This is a genomic window from Actinotignum schaalii FB123-CNA-2 (genome assembly GCF_000411135.1).
GTDB classification, from domain to species: domain Bacteria; phylum Actinomycetota; class Actinomycetes; order Actinomycetales; family Actinomycetaceae; genus Actinotignum; species Actinotignum schaalii_A.
The window spans coordinates 52,419-77,548 of the sequence record NZ_KE150262.1; the positions used below are offsets into that span (position 1 = coordinate 52,419).

General features: G+C 63.1%; 15 protein-coding genes. 9 read left to right on the forward strand and 6 right to left on the reverse strand.

The genetic code is table 11. The features are described from left to right. From HMPREF9237_RS00225 to HMPREF9237_RS00235, 3 genes are all read right to left on the reverse strand, one after another. The coding region (locus tag HMPREF9237_RS00225) for a Na+/H+ antiporter NhaC family protein (protein WP_016441694.1) at positions 1-731 on the reverse strand (731 nt) is incomplete at its 3' end. A 319-nt stretch (positions 732-1,050) separates the two neighbouring features. Further along, positions 1,051-4,131: a UPF0182 family protein gene (locus HMPREF9237_RS00230; RefSeq protein WP_016441695.1), complete on the reverse strand. Its 3,081-nt coding sequence runs from the start codon at positions 4,129-4,131 to the stop codon at positions 1,051-1,053. A gap of 138 nt (positions 4,132-4,269) precedes the next feature. After that, positions 4,270-5,406: a PDZ domain-containing protein gene (locus HMPREF9237_RS00235; RefSeq protein ID WP_016441696.1), complete on the reverse strand. Its 1,137-nt coding sequence runs from the start codon at positions 5,404-5,406 to the stop codon at positions 4,270-4,272. A gap of 238 nt (positions 5,407-5,644) precedes the next feature. Between HMPREF9237_RS00235 and HMPREF9237_RS00240 the strand changes: the two genes are divergently transcribed. After that, on the forward strand, positions 5,645-7,213 hold the full coding sequence (locus tag HMPREF9237_RS00240) for a zinc-dependent metalloprotease (protein WP_016441697.1): 1,569 nt from the start codon (positions 5,645-5,647) through the stop codon (positions 7,211-7,213). Between the two features lie 179 nt (positions 7,214-7,392). Continuing rightward, a complete protein-coding gene (locus HMPREF9237_RS00245) occupies positions 7,393-8,451 on the forward strand; it encodes a hypothetical protein (RefSeq protein WP_016441698.1) in 1,059 nt (352 codons plus the stop codon). 26 nt (positions 8,452-8,477) lie between these two features. Here the strand turns inward: HMPREF9237_RS00245 and HMPREF9237_RS00250 are convergent, their stop codons facing one another. Then, positions 8,478-10,472 (reverse strand): ATP-dependent helicase, encoded by a 1,995-nt coding sequence (locus HMPREF9237_RS00250; RefSeq protein WP_016441699.1) that lies wholly within the window; start codon positions 10,470-10,472, stop codon positions 8,478-8,480. A gap of 104 nt (positions 10,473-10,576) precedes the next feature. Between HMPREF9237_RS00250 and HMPREF9237_RS00255 the strand changes: the two genes are divergently transcribed. Next, the gene (locus HMPREF9237_RS00255) at positions 10,577-10,834 is read left to right on the forward strand and encodes a mycoredoxin (RefSeq protein ID WP_016441700.1); all 258 of its coding nucleotides are present in this window, start codon (positions 10,577-10,579) and stop codon (positions 10,832-10,834) included. A gap of 20 nt (positions 10,835-10,854) precedes the next feature. Here HMPREF9237_RS00255 and nudC read toward each other — a convergent pair whose 3' ends face one another. Then, entirely contained in the window at positions 10,855-11,880 is a 1,026-nt protein-coding gene (nudC, locus tag HMPREF9237_RS00260) for an NAD(+) diphosphatase (RefSeq protein ID WP_231366634.1), read from the reverse strand. A gap of 46 nt (positions 11,881-11,926) precedes the next feature. On the opposite strand from nudC, the gene glgX reads away from it, so the two are divergent. Both glgX and trpS read left to right on the forward strand, forming a co-directional pair. Then, on the forward strand, positions 11,927-14,161 hold the full coding sequence (gene glgX / locus HMPREF9237_RS00265; protein WP_231366635.1) for a glycogen debranching protein GlgX: 2,235 nt from the start codon (positions 11,927-11,929) through the stop codon (positions 14,159-14,161). An 88-nt stretch (positions 14,162-14,249) separates the two neighbouring features. Next, complete coding sequence (gene trpS / locus HMPREF9237_RS00270) at positions 14,250-15,350, forward strand: tryptophan--tRNA ligase (RefSeq protein ID WP_016441703.1); 1,101 nt, start codon at positions 14,250-14,252, stop codon at positions 15,348-15,350. A gap of 874 nt (positions 15,351-16,224) precedes the next feature. On the opposite strand, the gene HMPREF9237_RS09655 is transcribed toward trpS, so the two are convergent. Continuing rightward, entirely contained in the window at positions 16,225-16,650 is a 426-nt protein-coding gene (locus HMPREF9237_RS09655) for a hypothetical protein (RefSeq protein WP_231366636.1), read from the reverse strand. A 121-nt stretch (positions 16,651-16,771) separates the two neighbouring features. Between HMPREF9237_RS09655 and HMPREF9237_RS00280 the strand changes: the two genes are divergently transcribed. The 4 genes from HMPREF9237_RS00280 (at position 16,772) to glgB (ending at position 24,739) form a co-directional block, all read left to right on the forward strand. Then, a complete protein-coding gene (locus tag HMPREF9237_RS00280) occupies positions 16,772-18,751 on the forward strand; it encodes an alpha-1,4-glucan--maltose-1-phosphate maltosyltransferase (RefSeq protein ID WP_394532937.1) in 1,980 nt (659 codons plus the stop codon). Between the two features lie 4 nt (positions 18,752-18,755). After that, complete coding sequence (gene treS, locus HMPREF9237_RS00285; RefSeq protein WP_016441705.1) at positions 18,756-20,678, forward strand: maltose alpha-D-glucosyltransferase; 1,923 nt, start codon at positions 18,756-18,758, stop codon at positions 20,676-20,678. Next, the gene (locus HMPREF9237_RS00290; RefSeq protein ID WP_016441706.1) at positions 20,675-22,129 is read left to right on the forward strand and encodes a hypothetical protein; all 1,455 of its coding nucleotides are present in this window, start codon (positions 20,675-20,677) and stop codon (positions 22,127-22,129) included. The genes treS and HMPREF9237_RS00290 overlap by 4 nt, the downstream gene beginning before the upstream one ends. Before the next feature lie 288 nt (positions 22,130-22,417). After that, entirely contained in the window at positions 22,418-24,739 is a 2,322-nt protein-coding gene (gene glgB, locus HMPREF9237_RS00295) for a 1,4-alpha-glucan branching protein GlgB (protein ID WP_016441707.1), read from the forward strand. The last annotated feature ends 391 nt before the right edge of the window (positions 24,740-25,130 follow it).

Below are 25,130 nucleotides of genomic sequence, written 5' to 3' on the forward strand. Positions count from 1 at the left end.
GCCGCACCGGCCACGCCGCCCGTGTTCGTGCCCCCGGCCGCGCCGGTATCCACCGCCACATCCCGATACTCACGCGGCTTGCGGTAGGTAACAAAGACGGCGAGCAGCAGCCCAACCACCATCCCCGCCGCCGGAATCGCCATGGCGCTCATCACGTTGATGCCACTCACATCCATGCCGGCCTTCGCGATATTCCCCAGCAGGATATCGGTGAGGAAGATCTTTCCGAAGCCGATGGGGAGGAACATGTACGTGGTCACCAATCCGAAGGTGAGCGCGCAGGCCACCGCGCGCCGATCCAGGCGCAGGTTATTCATGACCACTAGGAGCGGCGGGATAAGCAGCGGAATAAAAGCAATATGCACCGGGATGAGGTTCTGGCTCATCACCGCCATCGCGCAAATCCCCGCCAGCATGGCCCAGCGGGTGAAAGCACGCTTACGAGCACCCGTCCCGTCAGAGCTGCGCAGATGGCCGAGCATCCACTGTGCCAGCAGATTCGGCAGCCCCGAATGGGCCACCGCCATCGCGAAAGCACCGAGCAGCGCATAGGAGAGCGCGATTTTCGCCCCGGCACCCAGGCCTTCCTGGAAGGCCACCATGGTCCCCTCCAGGCCCATCCCGCTGAGTAAACCACCGGCGAGCGCGCCGATAAACAGAGCCAGTACCACGTGAACACGAAGTACCGCGAGGAGGAGCATCAAACAAACAGCCACCACAACAGCATTCATAAAACTGAATATACCGAGACTGGGGCACCAGCCGAATAAGTATCCATAAATACGTAGCTTTTCTACTACTTCTTGCACTAGCGGTCGCGCGAAACCACGGTTACGCCGTATCTTTATCGACGACGCCGCGCAGCATTCGCCCAGCTCAACCTATGAATAAACGCTCAGGCACTAGCCCTGCCACCCGCCTCCCGCTCCCGGCGCTAGAGAGCCGGTAGAGAGGGTAGAGAGGCTAAAGACACCAGAAACGCCAAGTGGCGGCCACCCGCGAACGGGTGGCCGCCACTAAGTCGGCTGCTAGCCAGGTTGCTACCGCGGCTTACCGAGCGCCTTCTAGCTCCTTCTGGGCTGCGATGGCCTGGTCGAGCGCTGTCTGCAGGTTCTTCTGAGCCTGACCGTAGGCCGCCCAGTCACCGCTCTTCATCGCGCTATCTGCCTGACCCACCGCCTGCTTCATGCTCTGCAGCGCGGCATCCAAACGCTCCTGCGGGGTGCCACCCGCGGCCGGAGCCGGAGCGGGAGCCGCGGCACCCGGTGCAGCGCTGGGCTGCTGGGGCGCGGGTTGGGCGGGCGTCGTCGTACCGGGAGTAGGCGCGGCGCCCGGGGTAGTACCGGGCGTGCCCGCCGCGGGCGCCTTGCCATCACCGGCGGAAATATCTTCCTTGACGTTCTGCAATCCGGCGTCCCCGGCCTGGGCACCCGAATCACCCCCGAAAGTCTGGTTGAGAGCCTCTTCCAGGGTGGGCGCGAATCCGATATTCCCATCACCGAAAGCAGTGAGCACGTACTGCATGAGTGGGTAGGTGGTGCCCTGCGAAGCCTGCACATAAACCGGTTGCACGTAGAGCATGCCACCGCCCACCGGGAGCGTGAGCAGATTACCCATCCGCACCGTGGTACCACCCGAACGCAGCAGGTTGAGCGCGCGGGAAACATTCTGGTCGGAAAGGAAGTTATTCTGCGCCTGGCCCGGGCCGGGTACCGTGAGGTCGCGCGGCAGCTCGAGGAGCCGCAGCTTGCCGTACCCCTCGCGTTTCTCCCCCGGCGTGGATCCCGCATTGGAATCCACCGCGAAGAAACCGGTCATAATATTGCGATCCGTCTGCCCGCCCGGGATATAGCCCGTGGATAGGGAGAATTCCGCGGAATCCTGGCCCGGCATCTGCAACGTCAGGTAGTAGGGCGGCTGCTTGCTATCGGTTTGCGCCGCGGCGATCCCGCTAGCCCCAGCGGTATCCACCGCCGGTTCGTTCGGAACATTCCAGAAGTCACCACCGGAGTAGAAGGAGGCCGGGTCCTTGACGTGGTAGCGGGTCAGCAGCGAACGCTGCGTCTTGAACAGGTCCTCCGGGTAGCGCACATGCGCCATGAGATCACCGGACATCTTGTCCATCGGCTGCACCATACCCGGGAAGATTGACTCCCAGGCCCGCAGGATCGGGTCTTTCTCATCCCACTTGTAGAGGGAAACCGAACCGTCATAGGCATCCACAACCGTCTTGACGGAGTTACGGATGTAATTGACGTCTTGGCCGGAGGCCGCCCCGTACATGCCGCGCGAGTTGAGGGCGTCCGTGGTGGCCGCGGCCAGGGATTCCCGCGCCGAATAAGGATAGTTATTCGAGGTGGTGTACCCGTCGATAATCCACACGAGGCGCTTAGGAGTGGCCGGATCCCCGTCCATATCCACTACGGCCGGGTAAGCCTTGGAATCAAGCGTGAGGTAGGGGGCCACCTTGCGCACCCGCTCGTGCGGGTCGCGATTGAAAAGAATCTGCGATTCGGAAGTCACACGATCGGAGAAGAAAATATCCGTGGAGCGGAACTTGATGGCAAACATGAGTTTGTCAAAGAAGTTCCCGACCGAGGGGCCGCCGTCGCCGGTGTAGGTATTGAGAACCTGCGAGCCTTCCGCGGCATCGGAGGGATAGTCAATTTCCCAGGGCGCGGTGCCTTCCGGAGCCCCCACGATGGAGTATTCGGGGCTGTTCTGCCCGAAGTACACGCGCGGCTCATATTCGCCCAGCTCACCTTGGGAGGGAATACCGTACTGGAGGAATTGCGGGGCGCCGGAGGCGGAAGTGGTATTACCGTAGGCAGCCACCACGCCGTAGCCGTGGGTGTAGACCGTATGGTCATTGACCCAGTTGCGCTGGTCCGGGCCCAGGCCGTCCAGGTTGAGTTCTCGCACCGCGATCACGGTATCCCGGTCCGTCTTATTGAGGTTGTAGCGATCCACCGCCAGCTGGGAGGCGAAACCGTAGTACTGGCGGTTCTGCTGCATTTGGTTGAAGGTGGGGGACACAATATTCGGGTCGAGGAGACGGATTTGCGCGGTGGATTCCGCGTCATTGCGCAGCTGCCCGGCTTCCGCATCGGTGCGGGCGTTATAGGGAATGGTCTCCACGTTATCCAGGCCGTATGCCTTGAGAGTGGCCGAAATATTGCGGTCAATATACGGTGTTTCCATCTCGATAGCGTTCGGGGTGACCCGGAAGCGCTCCACCAGTGCCGGCCAGGCCCAGCCCACCGTGGCCCCGGTGACCAGGGCCACCACCAGCCCGGCGGTAATAATCCGCCAGGAACCGCGCAGCGCCGAAATCACGAAAAGCACCGCGATAGCCAGGAAGGTAATCGCGAGGATCGTGAGCCCGGGCAGCTTGGCGTTAATATCCGTATAGGACGCCCCGGAGAAACGATCATTATTGGACAGCAGCAGGGTGTAGCGACTCAACCAGAAGTAGGCAGCCACCAGGATAAAGGCCAGCAGCCCCAGCACGGAGAAATGCACCCGAGCCCGGTTGCGTACCCGCACCTTGCCCGAATCCACCGTGACCCCGCCGTAGAGGTAATGGCCCAGCACCGCACCGATCGCCCCGATCACCAGCAGGGTAATCGCGAAGCTCAACGCTGATTGCAGCACCGGGAGCGTGAAGACGTAGAAGGCCACATCGCGCCCGAACTGCGGATCCGTATCCCCGAAAGGCGTACGGAAAATCCACATGAGGTAGGTGCGCCATTCACCCGCCAGCGGCGCGCCGAAAATCAGGCCGGCGAGCAGCGGCAGGCCCAGGTTGGTGGCCCAGCGGTACTTTTCCGCCGCCTTGCGGTAGCCCGCGACGCTGGGGGCCTGGATGCCCTCATCTTTTGTGCGCGCGAGGCGGAAATTCAGCCACAGCACAATGGCAACCAGGAGGGTGCCAATGGTGCCCAGCGCGATGGTCCAGCCCCATTGGGTCCAGAACACGCGAGCCGCGCCGATTTGTTCGTACCATTTAACGTCGGTGTAAACGCCCGATCCGACGACGAGCGCCACGAGCAGAATGGCGAGAACACCCAGTGTCCACCAAAAAGCTCCCGGCGTCTCCCGCCTCAAACGGGGATGTGCGGTTGTACTCAAACGAAATCCTCAACTTCTTCCGCGGCGCAGGGGTGCGCCCGGCCATCACTATTCCCTATCAAACATAGCGGAAAAAGCTGAGAATCGCGCGTGCGTCAACGGTTTTTTGGTACGACGACGCCGCCCGCGAACACGCCCCTACCGGCCCGCAGCCATATCCTGGCAGGTGGGGAGTGCCGGGGTACGCCCCGCGCCGATGGCCCGGACGGCAGCTGCGGCGTCGTCAAAATTCCGGACCGCCCAGATACGTAAGCCTTCCGGTTCGTACCCGATTGTTTCCCCGCAATTCGCGGCCGGGGCGAGGAAATCGGTGGCGCCCCGCTCGCGCGCCCCCACGATCTTGTGCTGGATTCCGCCGATGGGCCCCACCTCCCCGTTGAAAGCGAGGGTGCCGGTGCCGGCAATAACGGCACTGCCGCCCAGGGAGCCGGGAGTGAGTTCGTCGTACATGCCCAGCGCAAATATGAGGCCGGCCGAGGGCCCGCCGATGCCTTCCACCGCGTAGGTGACGGTGGCCGGGAGCTGCACGTCCTCAACAGCGAGGGACACTCCCAGCAGGGAGCCGGGGTGGATCCAGCCGGTTTCATCCGGCGGGAAGGGCGCGGTAATAATTGTTGTGGTGCCGGCTTCGCCGCCGCGCTGGTAGGAAACCGTGACGGTGCTCCCCGGTTCGGTAGCGTGCAGGACTTTCGAAAGTTCCCCGAAAGTGGAGACGGTGGTGGGTGCGGTGCCCGGGGCAGCAATGCCGGTAATAATATCGTCTGCTTCAAGCTGACCGGCCGCCGGAGAGCCTTCCGGAATGTCCGCCACCCGCAGCTTCATGGTGACGTGGTGGCCGGCCTTTTCCAAAGCAACTCCGGCCGCGACGGTTTGGGAATTATTCATCAGTTCGGCGTTGCGGGCATCGTCTTCCGCGCTGGAAAGCGTGGGCGGATAAAGCAGGCGCACCGGCAGTAGCTGAGATTCCTGGTCAACCAACGCCCAGAGTGCGTGTGCACCCAGGGTTCCCACCTCGGGGTTGCCCGCCGCGGACACCGTGGTCATATAGAGCTGGGTATCGGTGGGATAGGTGGGCACGCCCTCCACGTTCACCAGCCGAGTACCGGCCACTTCTCCGGTCACGTCAAGGGCCGGGCCGGCCATTTCCACCGTGTAGGCACCCGGGAGCAGAAGGGCGAGGACCGCCAGGCTCGCAAAAATAAAGCCGCTGCGGCGCGCGGCCCGAGAATTGCGGCGCGCGGAACGGGGACTACCTGCCTGACCACGTTTTTTCATCACCTCTCCATCATGCCTGATCGCGCGGCTCAGTCCTACCGCTGCTCACGTGTCCCGCTGCTCACGTGTCCCGCCGCTCGCCTATCCCACCGCTCGCCTATCCCGCCGTTCGCCTATCCCGCCGTTCACGACAGCGTGCCGGTACCGCGCGGGCCCCGGCTCCTGCGCCAGGGGCGGAGGCGCCTACCCGCGCGGGCCCGCGGTGTTTTAGGCTTAGTGGTGGACCTCGAGGAGAAGAATGACTGAGAATTCACAGCCGCGTGACGAATGGGAAAAGATGCTGCGGGCAGTCCTCGGCGATGAGGCGGCCGAGGAAATCCTGCGGTCCCTCGCCCCCGGCGGCGATGCAACATCCGGGAACGGCACTGGCACCGGCACGGGCAGCGGAGCGTTCCCCGGGCTTCCCGGGATGGGCGGCGCGGCCGGCGCGGGCCTGCCGGCTGATATCGGGCTGGTGATGAATCAGATCCGCGCCATGCTCGGTTCCTCGGGTGAGGGGCCGGTCAATTGGAAAATCGGGGAGCAGGTCGCCCGGGATACCGTGAATAAATCCGGGCCGGGGCTTCCCACCGCCGCCGCGGGTGATCAGGCCCGCTCCGCGATGGACGTGGCAAGTTTGTGGCTTGACCCGGTCACGGTTTTCGATCCGCCGCGCGGCCCGAACCAGGTGTGGTCGCGCCTGGACTGGATCGCTCATTCCCTCCCGACCTTCCGGAAACTCACCGCTCCGGTAGGTGCGAACCTCGCGCGGGCTTTCGGTGAAGCTCTCAGCGCGCAGCTCGAACGCGCCCCGGAGGAGATGCGCCAGATGCTATCGGGCGGGATGCTCGGGGGGATTCCCGGCGGGCTGGAGGGGATGCTCTCCGGAATGACGGCGTCGTTACTGGGAATGCAATACGGCCAAGGGCTCGCGGAACTCGCCCACATTTCCTTCGGCACCGCGGACGCCGGTTTCCCGCTGGTGGAGGGCGAAACGGCCGCGCTGGTGCCGGCTAATATTTCGGAATTCGCCGCGGGCTTGGATGTGGATGCGCGTGAAGTTGAGCTCTACGTGGCGGTGCGCGAACAGGCCGCAGCCCGGCTCTTCTCCCAGGTACCGTGGTTGCGCAGCACGATTCTTGACGCCGTGGCCGCCTACGCCGCCGATATCGCCATCGATACCGACGCCATCGAGGAGAAGGTCCGCGAGCTCCAGCTCGATCCCGAACAGCTCATGTCCGGGCAGATGCCGGACCTGGACATGAATGAGGTTTTCGCTTTCACCCGCACCCCCACCCAGCAGGCTACGCTGGAGCGCCTCGAGCATATTGTTTCGCTGGTGGCGGGCTGGGTCAGCGCTGTCACGAGCACCGCGGTGGCGGCCCAGCTTCCCCATAGTATGAAGCTGTCGGAGGCTCTCACGCGCCGCGAGGTAACCGAAGCGCCGTCGAACCGCGTTTTCGGCCCTCTTGTTGGTTTCGATATCGCGCCGCGGCGTTTGCGTGAAGCGGCAGCCTTCTGGGCACGCGCCGCCCGGGAACGTGGCATGGAGGGGCGCGACGCGCTCTGGAAGCACCCCGATTTACTGCCGCTCCCCGAACACCTCGACGATCCGGACCGTTTCTTCTCCCCCGCGGAACAACCCTCCGCGCTGGATGAGGAGCTGGATGCTTTCCTCGCGGAGCTTCTGAGCAATAGTGATGGGGGCACGCCTTTCGGCAACGCGCCGCACGAACCGGGTTTCGGTACGACGACGCCGCACCAGGCCACCGGGGACTCGAGCACGACCGACACGTCCGGACCTGAAGGACCCGAGCAACCCGAGTGACCTGAAGGACCCACGCGCCCCGAGTGACCCGCGGGACCCGAAAGACCCGAGTGACCTGAAGAACCCGCTGTGGATAACTAAGGCAGCTCTGGGGATAATACCCGTGCCTGTGGATGGGCTTTCGCGCTGGTGCGATGCGCTTTTTATGCTGAGGCCATGGTGTTTATCAAGGTGGTCTCATGATGATTCGCTCGCCGCTGGGAGTGTACTGGTCAGATACGCATGAAGTGCAGATCGGTCTTGATCCGCGCGTCGCACTGCGGCTAACGGGGCTTTCTGTGGCGGAACAGCAGGTAGTTTCCTCCTTAGCTTCCGTCGGTACGGAAAGCGAATTCTTCGATGCGTGTAAGCGGCGCGCGGTGAGCAAGGAGCGGGCACGCTCGCTTCTGGGCACGCTTCGGGATTCCGACTTGCTAGAAACTTCCCCGCCGGGTTCCCCCGACCTGGCCTGGCGCACAGTTTTCGTTGAGCGTTTGGATGCCCTGGCGGTAGAGATCTGCACAGTTCTTGCTGCCGGTGGCCTGGGCTATATTCTCACCTCGGATACCAGCAGACCCCACGGCACTGACCACCCAATTTTCCGGCGGCCAAGCTGGCGTACATTCGCGCGGCACCAGGCACTGCAAAGTTACTTTCGCGAGCGCGGCTGGGGAACTACGGTCATCGAGGTTGCTGCGGAGGCCCATCGGGTTACGCCGCTGGGAATAGAACGGGCCGCGAAGCAAGCGAAGCACGCGAACCAAGCGGCGGCCACCGGGCGCGGAAATCGCGTGGCCGCCCAACCGGCCGGGCCTGCTTGGGAATGGGGCCGTCCCGATCTCGCGCTGGTGACCTCTTTGCAGCTACCTGATCCGCTGCGGTGTTCCCCGTGGGAAACGCAGCGCATTCCTTATCTGCTGGCCTATATCGAGGATATTGATATTCGGGTGGGCCCGGTGGTGGTTCCGGGGAGTGGGCCGTGTGCTCGGTGTTTGCTTTTCGCAGCGATGGACGCGGATCCTGCCTGGCGCTATCTGGCTCCCCAGGTATTTAGCACCCGCGGAAATGCTCCCTTCACTCCCGGGGTACCCCTCGCGGCAGCGCTCGCGGTGCACAGCGCGCTTGTAGCCCTGGGTGGGCAAGCGGACTATGCTCGGGGAACCCAGTGGGTAGTGCCGCCGCTGCCCGGTTACCCCTACCGGGTTGCGCTTTCCTCGCATGAGCGTTGCCCCTGCGAAGCAGGCCCCGCAGCGGCCTAAGAATAACCGGCCAGGAGCGCTTGCGCTCAGTGTTCGGCCAGCAGGGCGAGGATTTCCTCCCCGTAGATAGCGAGTTTTGTAGCTCCCACCCCCTTGATTTGGGCGAGTGCGTGGATGCTGCGCGGTTTTGCTATCGCGAGCGCCCGCAGCGTGGTGTCATGGAAAATTGTGTAGGCGGGTTTGCCGGTGGCCTGGGCGCGTTGGGCCCGCCAGGCTACGAGTTGCTCAAAGAGTGCCACATCTTCGGGGTAGTCAGCGGCGAATTCTTCCGCAGCGGCCCGCGAGCGCCGCCGATAGCGGGTGGCCCGCGAGGTTTCTTCCTCTTCTGATTGTGGCCACAGCCCGGTAAGGAAGCGGGAGACTTTCCGGCCCGAACGGTGCCCGGAGGAGGCGGCATAGGAAAGCTGTAAAAATTCTTGAGCCCGGGTGATTCCCACGTAGAGGAGGCGGCGTTCTTCTTCAATAGCCGCAGGTTTCTTCGCGAGGGAAATGGGCATGAGTCCTTCGCTCATCCCCACCAAGAAAACCGCTTCCCATTCCAAACCTTTAGCGGCGTGCAGGGAGGAAAGCGTAACGCCTTCCAATTCGGGAACATTCTGGGTGGCGGCGCGTTCTTCCAGTTCCACCACGAAATCAGCCATGGAGGCAGCCCGGTTATCCTCCATATCCTCCGCGAGAGTGATGAGGGCGTGGAGGGCTTCCCATTTTTCCCGCGCGGAGCCGGCAGTGGCCGGCGCTTCATCCCGCCACCCCATCTGGCGCAGCACGGTGCGCACGTTATCCGCCAGCGGGCCATGCACCCCGGAGCGTGCCGCGGCGCGCATGGCCACCATGGCTTCGCGGACATCACGGCGCGAGAAGAACTTTTCCGCCCCGCGCACCTGGTAGGACACCCCCGCTTTGGACAGTGCTGCCTCAAATTCCGCCGATTGGGCATTGGTGCGATACAGAATGGCTATCTCCGAGAGCGCGGTGCCTTCCGCGGCGAGCGCTTGGATCGCGCTCACAACTGCGGCGGCTTCCGCCCCCTCTGATTCGTATTCCCGGAAGGTAACAGGGCGCCCGGAGCGGCGCTGGGAGACCAGCTGCACCGCGCCTTCCGAAACATCATCGGCAATAACGGTATTCGCAGCCGCCACAATTTGCGGGGTGGAACGGTAATCACGGGTGAGTTCGATAATGCGAGCCCGCGGGTATTCCTGTTGGAAGCGGGCGAGGTAGGAGGAGGATGCGCCAGCGAAGGAGTAAATGGTCTGGGAAACATCCCCGACGACGCACAGATCCTTCCGGTCCCCCAGCCATAGCTGCAGCAGGCGGTGTTGGAGGGGGGAAACATCCTGGTATTCATCGACCACGAAGTGGCGGTATTGCTCGCGTATCTGGCGAGCGATATCCGCCCGATCCAGCAGGATCCCGACGAGGAGGAGGAGAACATCATCGAAATCGAGAACGCGGCGTTCGGTTTTCACTTCTTCATAGGTTTTCGCCAGCCGCGCTATATCGCTACTGAGCTGGCCGGCGACTTCCCCGCGCCCGGCCGCCAGGGCGGCTTCCGGGTAGTTATCCGGGCTGATCATCGAGACTTTAGCCCATTCGATTTCCGCGGTGAGATCGCGGATGCTCACTTTATCGGTAGGTAGACCGATCTGGCCGGCAGCCTGGGAGACCAGCCCGAATTTCGATTCGGTGATCCGCGGGATGGTGCCCCCCACCGCGGTACCCCAGAAGTAGGAGAGTTGGCGCAGCGCGGCGGCGTGGAATGTTTGGGCGGGTACAGCGCCCACCCCGAGATCCCGCAGGCGCGAACGTAATTCCCCGGCCGCGCGGGAGGTGAAGGTAACCGCCATAACGTTGTGTGGGGCATAAACCCCGCTGCGCACCCCGTAGGCGATCCGGTAGGTAATAGCCCGAGTTTTCCCGGTGCCCGCCCCGGCACGCACGCACACCGGACCGCGTAAAGCGGTAGCGACCGCGCGCTGATCCGGATCCAGAAATTCCAGCAATTCCTCGGGTGAGTCCATCGTGTTCCTCCTTGCTCTCTCAGGATGCCACACGCCCCCGACAGAAATTTTCCCCTCATCGAAACCCGTGGCGCGCCGAACATCTCGCACCTTAAGATCACTCCATGGCTGATTTCACAATGTATACAACGCCCTGGTGCGGCTACTGCCGCAACCTTTCCGCCCAGCTCAAGCGGGCCGGCATCACCTGGAACGCGGTGAATATTGAAGAAGATGAGGCCGCGGCCACCAAGGTTGCGGCTCTCAACGGCGGCAATAAAGTGGTGCCCACCCTTGAGTTTGCCGACGGCGCCACCCTGACAAATCCGAGCCTGAAAGAAGTGCAAGCGAAACTCGCTGAACTCGCCTCCCCCGGGAACTAGAGCGGCACTCGGGCTAATTATTACCAGCCCAGATAGGGCCGAATTTCGGGTCCGTACCACTCGGTGATGAGAGCCGCGGCCACCGAGGAAGGTCCGGGCAGGGTGAGGCTACCCTCGCGCAGGGCCGCATCTAATTGTGCGGCGCTGTAGAAGGCGGCATGGTCGATTTCTTCCCCGTCCACGCGCACCAGGGCATCCGCCCCACCCGCCCGGACTTCCGCCTCCGGCTCCACCCGCGCCACGTAGGCGATCATGAGGGAACGCGGGAAGGGCCAGGGCTGGCTGGCGAAGTAGCTTATCTCGCCCAGCGGAACACCTACTTCTTCGCGCACCTCGCGGCGCACCGCCGCTTCCAGTGACTCCCCCGCCTCGGCAAAACCCGCGAGTACGGAGTGCCGCCCAGCGGGCCAGCGCGCGTTATGCGCCAGCAAAATACGATCATTCGAATCAAGCACCGCCATAATGACGGCCGGGTCGGTGCGCGGAAAGACCACGTGGCCTTCCGGGCACTGCCCGCTCCAGCCGCTGCTATCCACGGTGATGCGCTGGCCGCATACCGCACACCAGCGGGTAGCACGCCAGGTATTGAGGATCGCTACCGCCGCGGTCACCAGTGCCGACATATCCGCGCTCCAGGACGGTGCGTAATTTTGCAGCGAGCCAATCCGGTAGCCCGGAGCATCCACTTCCGGGTTATCACGAGTGGGCCCACCGCCGATAACGGTGGTGAGATCGCACGCAAAATAGGGGCGCCCCGCAACTTTCCCCAGGTAAACAGTTGGTGAATCCGCGGTGGCGCGCGGGAGCTCACCGCGGCTCAAGAGGAGGGGTGCACCGTCATTATCCAGGACAGCACCCCACCCCGAAATAAGCAGATATCCCGCATTTTCCGCCAATTCCGCCAGGCGCTGCGGGTCGTTTCGGGAAAGTTCATCCCGGTCCAGATTCCCGCGTGCCAGGATTAAATCGCCGTCGTACCCCACCATCGTGCCCCTTCCGGAACCGGCCGCGTGCCGGTCGCCCTTCCACCAAAATTCTAATATCACTCTTCTGGATTCTTGCCGAACGCCGATATTTTGCGACAATACGAAGGTGACTTCATTACCGGCTACTTCCCCGACCGCATCCCGGTACGTGGCGCGCGCCTCCGAGCGTGCTCTGCCCGTCCGATTGCGGCCCGTGCGTCTGGGGGCGCACCTCACCGATACCGGGGCGGATTTCGCTGTCCTGGCTCCGCACGCGACCGCTGTTGACCTGTGCCTTATTGATCGCAGTGCCTCGGGTATCACCGAGCGTCGCTATTCCCTGCATCGGGACGCGAGTTTCACCACCTGGGTGGGGCACGTGTCCGGGGTGCGTGCCGGTCAAGAATACGGCTACCGGGTACACGGCCCGTGGAATCCCGATACCGGGATGCGTTTTAACCCCGCGCAATTCCTTCTTGATCCCTACGCGCGGGCCATAACCGGCACCCCGCGCTTGGGACCCGAATTGTACGGGCACAAGGTGAATGACGCTCTGGATCCCGTCCCGGTTCCGCCGCAACGTGACGATACCGATTCCCTGGAGGCCATGTGCCGCGGCGTCGTGACCGCACCCACGGAAACGCATATCCGCCACCCGTATACGCCCTGGTCCCACACGGTTATCTACGAAACGCACGTGCGCGGACTCACCCAGCAGCTAGCCGCCCTCCCCGAAGAATTACGCGGGACCTACGCCGGCCTAGCGCACCCGATCGTCACCGATTATTTGCGTTCCCTGGGCGTGACAGCCGTGGAGCTACTGCCCATCCACGCGAAAATGTCAGAACCGTTCCTCACCGAACGCGATCTCACCAACTATTGGGGGTATTCCACCCTCTCCTATTTCGCTCCCGAGCCGAGCCTGGCCACCGCCACCGCGCGCGCCGCTGGACCCCTGGCCGTGCTGCAAGAAGTACGCGATATGGTGGCACGTCTCCACGATGCCGGCCTGGAAGTCATCCTTGACGTGGTTTATAACCACACCTGTGAAGGCGGGGTCAACGGACCCACCGTCTCGCTACGCGGCTTCGGGCAAACCACCTATTACATGCAGGTACCCAACCAGCCCGGCCAGTTTTATGACACCACGGGCACCGGGAATTCTCTGGATTTCCGGCGCACGCCCGTCCTCCAGCTCACCCTCGATTCGCTGCGCTACTGGGTGAGCGAGATCGGCGTGGACGGATTCCGTTTCGACCTGGCCGCCACCCTGGCACGCCGGGGCGATCATTTCGATACCAACCACCCCCTCTACCTGGCGATGGCCACCGATCCCATTCTTTCCAACGTCAAGCTCATTAACGAGCCCTGGGATCTGGGGCCGAACGGCTGGCAAACCGGTAATTTCTTGCCGCCCACCGCGGACTGGAATGACCGCTACCGCGATTCCATCCGGCAGTTCTGGGTGGCCGATCAGCGCGCGGTTGCCGGCGGCGGCCTGGGCGGGGACCTGCGCGACGTGGCGACCCGCCTGGCCGGCAGCGCCGATCTTTTCGGGCACGGGCGTTCCCCCTCCGGGCGCGGGCCGCTTGCCTCCGTCAATTTCATTACCGCGCACGATGGTTTCAGCCTCTACGACCTGGTCTCCTACGATTCCAAGCACAACGAAGCCAACGGAGAAAACGGGCGGGACGGCACCGATAACAACCGCTCGTGGAACCACGGGGTAGAAGGGGAAGGCACCGATACCTCCCCGCTTCCCGAGGGCGTGCTCAAGGCACGCCCCCGCACCATGCGCAACCTCATCGGCACGCTAGTTTTCAGCGCCGGGGTACCCATGCTCTACGGCGGCGACGAATTTGCCGATACGAAATTCGGGAACAACAACGCCTACTGCCAGGATAATCACGTGTCCTGGCTGGATTGGGACCGCGAGGAATGGCAGCGCGAGCTGCAGGCAACCGTGGCGTACCTCTTCCGGCTGCGTTCCGAACACCGGGTCTTGCGCCCGAGCATGTTCTACACCGAATCGCCCTCCGGGCGCGATCACATTCCCGATCTGCAGTGGTTTGCTGATACCGGCGAACCGATGCCCGAGCACCGGTGGTTCGATCCTTCGAATCGGTTGTTGCAAATGCTGCGTTCCGGTTCTGAGCGCGACGCCGATGCGCTCGTGGTCATCAACGGCTCAAATCACCACGTTCCTATCCGGTTCCCGCAGGGGCGCGGTAATCCCTTCGCGCTGGCCTGGGATTCTTCCTGGCCCACCCCGCGGTCCTCGGAGCGTATCTACCAGCCCGGGGCCTCCACCCGGGTGGAGCCGCTGACGATGCAGCTGTACTTCGCCAATCCGGAGCGGTAGCGGGCGAGCGGCGCCTACAATAGACAAGCAGAGCATGCTTCCGGGAAATTCGGGGCATGGCCTGGGTGTATGACTGAAGGAGCAAGGTATGAGTGTCGAGGAATCCCTCGAACGGTCCACGTCCGCCGCGTCCCTGGCGCATGCGCAGCGCCTGAGTGAGAAAATCAAGGAGAAGATCACTACTTCTCCGGAGGAATTCCGGGTTCTCACCGGGGATCGTCCCACCGGGAATCTCCACCTGGGGCACTACTTCGGTTCGCTGCGCAACCGGGTGGAATTACAGCGTAAGGGTGTGGAAACCTGGCTTGTGATCGCCGATTTTCAGGTCATTACAGATCGTGATGGTACCGGCCCTATCCGGGAGCGGGTGCGTTCCCTGGCCACTGATTACCTCGCGGTGGGTATCGACCCGGATGCCGCGGTTATTTTCCCGCATTCAGCTATTCCCGGCCTCAACGAACTCATGCTCCCCTTCCTGTCTTTGGTGACCGACGCCGAACTGCGTCGCAATCCCACCGTCAAGGCGGAACACGAGGCAACCGGCGGGCGGCCCCTGTCCGGGCTACTGCTCACCTACCCGGTGCACCAGGCCGCGGATATTCTTTTCTGCAAAGCCAATCTGGTGCCGGTGGGTAAGGATCAGCTCCCCCACCTCGAACAGGCCCGCGTGATCGCTGATCGTTTTGAGGCTCGCTACGGCCGCCCGGCCGGGCGTGAAACCCCGGTGTTCCCGCGTCCGCAAGCCCTGCTTTCCGAAGGCACCTCTATTTTGGGGCTGGATGGCGCCAAGATGAGCAAATCGCGCGGTAACACCATCGAAATCGGTATGAGCGCGGATGAAACCGCCAAGCGCATCAAAAAAGCGGTCACGGATTCGGATCGGCATATTACCTACGATCCGGAAAACCGCCCCGAAGTGGCGAATCTGCTGCTGCTGGCTTCGCTGGCGCAGGGACGGCCCGCCGCGGAGATCGCGGATGAAATTGGCGACGGCGGGGCCGGAACTCTGAAGAAGATCGTCACCGAATCAATTAATGAGATGTTTGCCCCTATCCGGGCTAAGCGCGCCGAGCTCGTCAAGGATCCCGGCTACGTAGATGGGATTGTGCGCCGGGGCATTGACATCGCCAATGAGCGCGCCAATAAGACGCTCGCGGAGGTGCGTGAGGCACTCCAGATGGTGTATTAGCCGCGCGGCAGGCGCGGGGCGCCGGAGTCTGCCCGGCTGCACCGCTCCAGAAAGCTGAGAAATTGCGGGCTTTCAGGAAGTACTGAGCGCCCCGGGCGACGCATCACGCCGCTAGCGCTGCTCAGCTACTAAACGGCTACCACCGCCAAACACAAAAAGCAACGCCAACTACATTAAGAAACCGATTTCGTGCGCTGGAGTTGCTTTTTGCGGTACCCAACGCTGAGGCGTTGCTTTCTGCGGGCACGTCATATCGAGATGTTGCATCCTGCTAGTTCCACCGTTGGGACGTTGCTTTTTATAGAGTTCCACGTCAGGAGGTTGCTTTCTGCGAACCTAACGGCGAACCTGACCGCCTACCATCGGGCTGGATCACAAAGTGGTACTGGAGCTACAACCAACCCCCGATTTTCTGTCGTGCAGTACCACTCTGTAAGGCCCGCTGTTCTCCAGTACCACTACAACGGTTAAACACCCCCTCCGCACGGCAGGCCGATAGCCTCACCCCACCGCGGCAGCCACCTCCCGACCGTGGCCCGCCCACAAAATGTACGCCAGTGACATATTTAGCCCGGATTTATGTCAGGGACGTACATTCTACGAGGTTCACGGTCCAAAACGCACGTTTTGCATCCCACGCAGGCCGGCTAGCCGAGCCGACGGGAGGCGGAGTGTTTCTCCGAGATGTACTTCGCATGTACAACAAGTGCAGTACAGCTTGGAAAACACATAGTCCCTCCCGTGCGCCGTGCCTAGACTCGTATATACGACGACGCAGCCAGCCTGCCACGCGTCCACCCCCCCCGCGGGCCGGTGTGCTAGAAGCCCGGAAACCTAATAGGATTGGGCTTGTGAGCATCCTTACACAGACGCATCATCGGCTCGCGCGCCGCCGCTCGAGCCGTGGGATCGCTGCCGTTTGCGCGCACGCCCGCCATATGTCGCCCGAGGATACGAGGAGATAAGCCATGTCCATTGAACCGACGACGCCCGCGAAGAATTCGGCCCCCACGCCCGAAAAGAAGCCGGCAGCCACGCCCGCAGCTACGCCCGCGGCCGCGAAGCCAGCCGCCACGAAGAAACCGGCAGGCACAAAGGCAGCAGCGTCGAAGAAACCTGCGACCACCCGGCGCTCGACGAAGAGCAGCAGCACCGCGAAAACCAGCGGCGCGTCAAAGGGCACCACAACGGCAAAAACCCCCGCCAAGGCCAGCACCGCGAAATCCACGCGAAGCACCAGCACGGCTAAAACCACAAAAACCGCGGCGAAACCTGCGGAACCCACCGCGAAAGTCGCCACCTCCCCCACCTCCCCCACCACCCACGGCCGCCCGAACCCGGAAGGCTACCCGCCGGCGTTCCCGCAGGCTCCCGTGGCCCCCGCCCCCGCTCCACGCGCCAATATCGCCCGCATCCCGATTATGGATGTAACCCCGTGCGTGCAAAACGGCTCGTTGGCAGCTAAGGGAACCGTCAACGAAGCTTTCCCCGTGCAGGCCACCGTATGGCGTGAAGGGCACGATCTTTTCGGCTGCGAAGCTGTCCTTGTTGATCCGCAGGGTCGCGAAGTTCAGAGTGCTCCCATGGTCTTGGTACGCCCGGGCCTGGGCCGTTACGAAGGCTGGCTCACCCCCACCGCGCCTGGCGATTGGGCTTTCTTCGTGCGTTCGTGGTCGGATCCCTTGGCCACCTGGCGTCATACCGCCGAAGCGAAACTCCCGGTCGGCCAGGATATTGACCTGGTGTTCCTCGAAGCCGAGCAGCTACTCAAGAGGGTGGCGAAGCTGCTGCCGCGCGGCTCACAAGACCGGCCGGCGATTAATGACGCTATCGACGTCGTTCGAAAAAAGTCCATCCCGGCTTCGGTACGTTTCGCGGCCGTAACCTCCAGCGTCGTCGAAGATATTATTCAACGCTACCCGGTGCGCGATTTCGTGAGTGAATCGGCGCGCTTCCCCCTCGCCGTGGACCGCGAACTGGCCCTGCACGGCGCGTGGTACGAAATGTTCCCGCGCTCGGTAGGAGCGTGGCGCGACGATGAAGGCACCTGGCATTCCGGAACCCTGCGCACCGCGGCCGAAGATCTGCCGCGCATCGCCTCCATGGGCTTTGACGTGGTGTACCTGACCCCGATTAGCCCGATTGGCCTGACCGATCGCAAGGGGAAGAATAATTCGCTGATCGCCCAGCCCGGTGAACCCGGCTCCCCCTACGCCATCGGCAGTGAGGCGGGCGGGCATGACGCCATCCACCCGGATCTGGGCACTTTCGAGGATTTCGATGCTTTTGTGGCCGCCGCCCGGGATCTGGGCATGGAAGTTGCCCTCGATATTGCGCTGCAATGCTCCCCGGATCACCCGTGGCTACACGAACACCCCGAGTGGTTCTTGCATCGCCCGGACGGTACCATCGCTTTCGCGGAAAATCCCCCGAAGAAGTACCAGGATATTTACCCGCTCAATTTTGATGATGATCCGGAAGGCATCTACCAGGCGGTCAAGGGCGTGCTGGAAACGTGGGTTTCGCACGGGGTTACGCTGTTCCGGGTGGATAATCCGCACACCAAGCCGGTGAGTTTCTGGCAGCGGCTCCTGGCCGAATTCCGCCAGACTCACCCGGAGGTTATTTTCCTGGCCGAGGCTTTCACCGCCCCGCCGATGATGCGGGGCCTGGGCGCGGTAGGCTTCCACCAGTCCTACTGCTACTTCGCGTGGCGTAATGAAAAGAAAGAAATCGAGGACTACCTGTGGGAGGTGGGTCGGGAATCGGATGCGATGTTGCGTCCCACTTTCTGGCCGACGACGCACGATATCCTCACCCCCTACCTGCAGCATTCCGGCCCGAACGGGTGGAAAATCCGCGCGATTTTGGCGGCAACGGGCTCGCCCACATACGGGATTTACTCCGGGTATGAATTCGTGGAATCGGAGCCGCGCGGTAGCTTCGAAGAAATGAATAATAACGAGAAGTACGAATACCGCCCGCGGGATTACAGCCGCGACCCCTACGGTATCCAAGGGCTTCTCACCCGTCTCAATGAGATCCGCAAGGAGCACGTGGCCCTCCAGCGCCTGCGCGGGATCACCATTAATCCCACGTCGAACCCGAATATTTTGTGCTTCACGAAGGTGGCGCGCCCGGAGGAAACTCCTTCGGGAACCGCGGACCGGGTGATTGTGGTGCTCAATCTCGACCCGCACACCACCCAGGAAGCGGAGATCTCTCTGGATATGTCCGCTTTCGGTACCTTCGATGCTAGCGGCCTACCGCGGGGCGACGCGCCCGAGCATATTGAGGTGGTGGATGAGCTGGGCGGCGGGCACTTCCAGTGGAATAACCGGCCCTTCGTACGCCTCAACCCCTTCACTACCCCGGCGCATATCCTCTCGGTAAAGGCCTGATTGCATGTCCCTTCCTTCCCTCAATGCCGCCACGTCCGGGCCTCGCGTCGCCCAGTCCGAACACCGCGGGCTCAGCGATGATCCGGAGTGGTACCGCCACGCGGTGTTTTACGAGGTCCTGCTCAAGGCTTTTGGGGATACCGATGCTGATGGCGTCGGTGATATTCGCGGCCTTATCGCGCACCTCGATTACATCCAGTGGCTGGGGATCGACTGTATCTGGATCCCGCCGTTCTACCCCTCCCCGGGGCGGGACGGCGGGTACGATGTTGCCGATTACACCGCCGTGGATCCCCGCTACGGCACGATGGATGATTTTCGGGAGCTCGTTGATCAGGCCCACCGGCGCGGCATCCGCGTGATTATCGATATTGTTATCAACCACACCTCCGCGGATCACCCGTGGTTCCAATCCTCCCGAGCTAATCCGGAAGGGCCCTACGGGGATTTCTACGTGTGGTCAGATACCGATAAAAAATATGAGGATGCCCGAATTATTTTTGTGGACACCGAGGTATCGAATTGGACTTTCGACCCGGTGCGCAAACAGTATTTCTGGCATCGTTTCTTCTCCCACCAACCGGATTTGAATTTCGATAATCCCAAGGTGCACGAGGCGGTCCTCAACGTTTTCCGTTTCTGGTGCGAACTGGGGGTAGACGGGCTGCGCTTGGACGCTATCCCCTACCTCTACGAGCGGGAAGGCACAAATTGCGAAAACCTTCCGGAAACGCACGCGTTTATCGCGAAAGTGCGCCGGGTCCTCGACGAGGAATTTCCCGGCACGCTATTGCTGGCGGAAGCGAATCAGTGGCCGGAAGACGTCGTCGAATATTTCGGGACGGAAGAAGCGCCCGAATGCCATATGTGCTTCCACTTCCCCGTGATGCCGCGTATCTATTACGCCTTGCGCGACCAGCGTGCCACCGCGATCCGGGAGATTCTGGAGCGCACGCCCGCGATTCCGGCCGGGGCCCAGTGGGGTACATTCTTGCGTAATCACGATGAACTCACCCTGGAAATGGTGAGCACGGAGGAACGTGCCCTCATGTACGGCTGGTATGCCGATGATCCGCGCATGCGAGCCAACGTGGGGATCCGCCGCCGCCTCGCCCCACTGCTGGGGAATTCCCGGGCGGAAATTGAGCTGGCGCACGCGCTGCTACTTTCCCTGCCCGGCTCGCCCTACCTCTACTACGGGGACGAAATCGGGATGGGCGACAATATCTGGTTGCCTGATCGTGACGGCGTGCGCACCCCCATGCAGTGGAGTCCGGATCGCAACGCCGGTTTTTCCACCGCGGATCCGGGCCAGCTCTACCTGCCGGCTATTACTTCGCTGTCCTATAACTACCAGGCGGTCAACGTGGAATCGCAGCTGGCACAGCCGGCTTCGCTGCTCCACTGGGTTCACGGGATTCTGGAGGTGCGGCGCGGGCACCCGGCCATGGGCTCGGGTGATTTTGTGCTGCGTGAAGCGAATAATGACGCGATCCTCGCTTTCACCCGTTCCTGCCCGGAGGAGACCATCCTCTGCATCATGAACCTGGCCAATACCCCGCGTGCCGGGCGCATTGAGCTGCCTGATTACGCCGGTTGGTTGGTCACGGATGTGTTTGGCGGGGCCGGTTTCCCGGAGGTTCGCGCCGATGGTAGCTACGACGTAACGCTGGGCAGCCGTGATTTCTTCTGGCTCAAACTGGATGCACCCGGACAGGCGCAGCCCGGCCCGGTAGAGGGCGCACGAGCGGAAGAAAGCGGAGAGCAGGTGGACTTCGCGGCGCTATCCCGCCCGGCGCAGGTGGATGCGGCGCTGCCGGCGCCTGCGGGAGCGGCACCTGCGGGAGCGGCACCTGCGGGAGTGGCACCTGCGGAAACGCCCGCCGCTGCGGACAGCGCAGCGCGTGACGAAGGGAGCGTAGCGTGAGCTGGGATATTGGTGAGCGGATGCCGGAACTTGAGTCGTGGATGCACGCCCGGCGCTGGTACCGGGGCGAGCCCCACCCGCTCTACCTGCGCGCCCGTGCCGACTTTGCATGCGGAGCAGAGTCCTTCACCCTCACCTGGTGCATTATCGAAGCCGGGACCGTGCTTTATAACGTCCCGCTGCTCCTTGCCCCCGATACCGTGGCGCCAGCCGCACCCTTCCCAAGCAAAACCGCCCTGGTTACCCGCGCCCACGGCCACGTTATTTTCGATGCGACGACGCATCCTGCCGGCCAGCGCTTCCTCTTCGAGGCTGCCACCGGCCAGCCGGGCAGCAAACCTAGCATCAAATCCCCGGCGGCCAGCAACGCGGGTAACCGGCCCGGCGCGAGCACCCTCCACCTGGTCACCCGTCCGGCCGGCTTCCCGGGCAGCTACCGCAGTGCCCAACCGCTGAGTGGCGAGCAATCCAATAGCTCGATTATTTACCAGACCAGCACCGTGCCCCTCATTATCAAGCTGTTTCGGGTGCTGAGCCCGGGGGCGAACCCGGATGTGGAATTGCAGGCCGCGCTTTCGGATACCGGCACAGTCCCCGCGCAATGGGGTTCGGCAGCGCTCGTGGGTGGCCCGGCCGCAGCGGGCAGCGATGTGCTGGTGGCGCAGGAATTCCTCACCGGCGCCCACGACGCCTGGCGCGTGGTCACGAGTTCCTTCCCCGCCGCGGATTCGCCCGGCCCGGATACTTCGACTGCTGCCGCGGATGTGCCCGCGCCGAATTGCCCGCCCGCCGCGCCGGATCAAGCCGCCGCGCTACTGGGCGATTTCGCTGAGCGTATCCGCGAGCTAGGAGCCCTGACCCGCGCGTTCCACACCGCGCTCGCCACCCGACTCGGCACCACCGCGGCGACGCCGCAGCTGCGCGAAGCGCAGCTGGCCAGCTGGCAGTCCCGCGCCCGCGCCGCCCTGGCGGCAGTCCCGGAGCTGGAAAACCACAGCGCGCACATCACCGCAGTTTTCGCCGCTGCCGCAGCCACCCCCTGGCCGGCCCTCCAGCGCATTCACGGAGATTATCACCTGGGGCAGGTCGTGGATGTCCCCGGGCGCGGCTGGGTGGCCCTCGATTTTGAAGGTGAGCCCCTGCGGCCACTCTCCGAGCGTGTCACCCCCGACCTCGCCCTGCGCGATGTGGCCGGCATGCTGCGCTCCTTCGATTACGCCGGTGGCCAGGGCGAACGCGATGGACAGCCCGCTGCTCGCATGCGTGCCTGGACCCGAGCCGCCGAAGGCGCATTCCTGGCCGGCTACGGCGACATTCCCTCCGAGCACCGGCCCCTGCTGCGCGCCCTCCTCCTCGACAAGGCACTTTACGAAGTTGTCTACGAGGTCAATCAGCGCCCGGACTGGATCGATCTGCCCCTGGGCGGAGTCCACCGCCTGCTCGAGAACTAGCAGATCAGCAGGTCAGCCCGCCGCGGCCGCGGCGGGCTGCGGCGTCGTCGCCCTTGACACGCCACCACCCGCGCCCGCAAGCTCCCCGCACCCGGCCCGCGCGCTGTCCACGGCAGGCGCCCGCAGCCCGAGATCGCGCATCTTTCCGGTATCCTGGGAGATGTAGATAGTCGCGCGGTACTTCCCGGAAATTCCGCGATACCGCTTGGCAGGACACAGCACATCACCGGCGCGCGCGGGTGGTTTCCCGCTCTGACCGCCTACGCTCCATCGTGCAGAGAGGCACACATGTCTGATTACGTAGAAGTTGATGAAGGCACGCTCGAGGCTGTTTCCAAGGGTTGGTACTACGCACCCCACGATGTCCTCGGGCCCCATTCCAACGGCAGCACCGTCACGATTCGCACCATTCGGCGGCTCGCTGATGCGGTATTTATTGAAACGCTGGACGGGCGGGTGCCGGCCGTGCACGAATACAACGGGATTTGGCGCGCGGTTCTCGATACCCCCAACGTGCCCGACTACCGGGTGGTGGCCTCCTACGGGGGTGTGGAAAGCCGCGGGGATGACCCGTACCGTTTCCTGCCAACCCTGGGTGAAACCGATATTTACCTCATTTCGGAGGGGCGCCACGAAGAATTGTGGAACGCATTGGGCGCGCATGTGCGCCATTTCCCCTCCGTTCTCGGGGACGTGACGGGCGTGGCATTCTCGGTATGGGCTCCCAATGCGCTCGCCGTGCGGGTGGTCGGTGATTTCAACGGCTGGGATGGTTCCCTGCACGCGATGCGCTCCCTGGGCAGTTCAGGGCTGTGGGAACTCTTCGTACCGGGCGCCGGCGCGGGGGCGCGCTACAAGTTTGAGATCCAGTACAAGGATCTGAGCTGGCACCAGAAGGCCGACCCCATGGCTCGCTACAGTGAAACCGCGCCGTCCACCGCCTCCATCGTCACCGAATCCACTTACGAATGGAACGACGACGCTTGGATGGCCCAGCGTACCGATCCGGCGTCCGGGCCGGTTTCCATTTACGAAGTTCACCTGGGTTCGTGGCGCAAGGGGCTTTCCTACCGGGAGCTCGCCGACCAGCTCATCGGGCACGTCAAGTACTGCGGCTTCACCCACGTGGAATTCATGCCGGTCGCGGAGCATCCTTTCACGCCCTCGTGGGGCTACCAGGTGACCGGGTACTACGCCCCCACCTCGCGCTACGGCACCCCCGATGATCTGCGCTATCTCATTGACCGGCTGCATCAGGCCGGCATCGGGGTGATTACCGACTGGGTTCCCGCGCATTTCGCCACCGACGAGTGGGCGCTGGCGCGTTTCGATGGCCAGGCGCTTTACGAGGACCCGAATCCGCAGCGCGGCTCACATCCGGATTGGGGCACCCTGGTCTTCGATTTCGGGCGCCGCGAAGTGCGCAACTTCCTGGTCGCCAATGCGCTGTACTGGCTGGAGGAATTCCATTTCGACGGCATCCGCGCGGACGCCGTGGCCTCCCTGCTCTACCTGGACTACTCGCGGGAAGCCGGGCAATGGCAGCCCAATATTTACGGTGGCCGGGAAAACCTCGAGGCGATTTCCTTCCTTCAGGAAGTCACCGCCACCGCCTACCGGCGCAACCCCGGCGTCATGATGATCGCGGAAGAATCCACCTCCTGGCCGGGCGTCACGGCGATGACGGATAGCGGCGGGCTCGGCTTCGGCCTCAAGTGGAATATGGGCTGGATGAATGACACCATCCGCTACTTCGAGGAAGAACCGGTCAATCGGCGCTGGCACCACGGGGAAATCACTTTCTCCATGGTCTACGCCTATTCGGAGAACTACCTGCTGCCCCTCAGCCACGACGAAGTGGTACACGGCAAGGGCTCGCTCTACCAAAAGATGCCCGGGGACGACTGGCAAAAGCGCGCCGGCGTGCGCGAATTGCTCGCTTACCAGTGGGCGCATCCGGGTAAGCAGCTACTGTTCATGGGCCAGGAATTCGGGCAGATCCGCGAATGGAACGACGACGCATCTCTCGACTGGTGGCTAACCGACCAGCCCGAACACGATGGCATCTTGTCCCTTGTCAAGAGGCTCAACGAGATCTACGTGGATCACCCGGCCCTGTGGAGTGATGATTTCACCCCGCACGGATTCGAGTGGATTGACGGATCGGACGCTGATAATAACGTCATTACCTTCCTGCGGCGCTCCGCCGACGGTAAGGACGTCATTGTGGTGGCCTGTAATTTCGCGGGTATCCCCCACCACGATTACCGCATCGGTTTGCCGGCTGGGGGCACCTGGAAGGAAGTCCTCAATACGGACGCGGTGGAATACGGCGGTTCCGGGGTGGGCAATCTCGGGGAGGTCCACGCGGAGGAGGTCGGCTGGAATGGCCGGCTCTATTCGGCACCCGTGCAGCTGCCCCCGCTCGGGGTGGTCTACCTGCACCACGCGCCGGAGGAAGAAGCTGCGGGTGCTGGCGCGGGCGCTGAACTCGCGGGTATTGGCGCGGGCGCAGATCGCGACCCAGCCGCCGCCGACCACACCGAAACCGAAACATCCGCGAATCGCGAGGCCGAAGCGGAGGAATCCGAGGCAGCCGCGGCTGCCTAGCGCAGCACCTCAAGCAGCCGCTTAAAATAACCGCCTCGGCGCGGGCCGCGTACTAGCTCCTTCGCGGCGGCGCCTGGCAGCGGCGCAACAGTGGGCCTGGTGATCGACCACTCGACCACCGGGCCCACGCCTTTGCCTACACACAAAGTGGTACTGGAGCTACAGCCAACACCCGATTTTCTGTCGTGCAGTACCACTCTGTCAGGCCCGATGTTCTCCAGTACCACTACGCCGGACACACACGCCCTCAGCGCCGGCCTGCCGAGCCGAATCGGCCCGAGCCGGCGGCGAGGCAGGGGTGTTTTTTCCGAGGTGTACTTCGCATGTACAACAAATGAAGTACATCTCGGAAAACACATAGTCCCTCCCTGCTGAAAAACCAATAACCCGG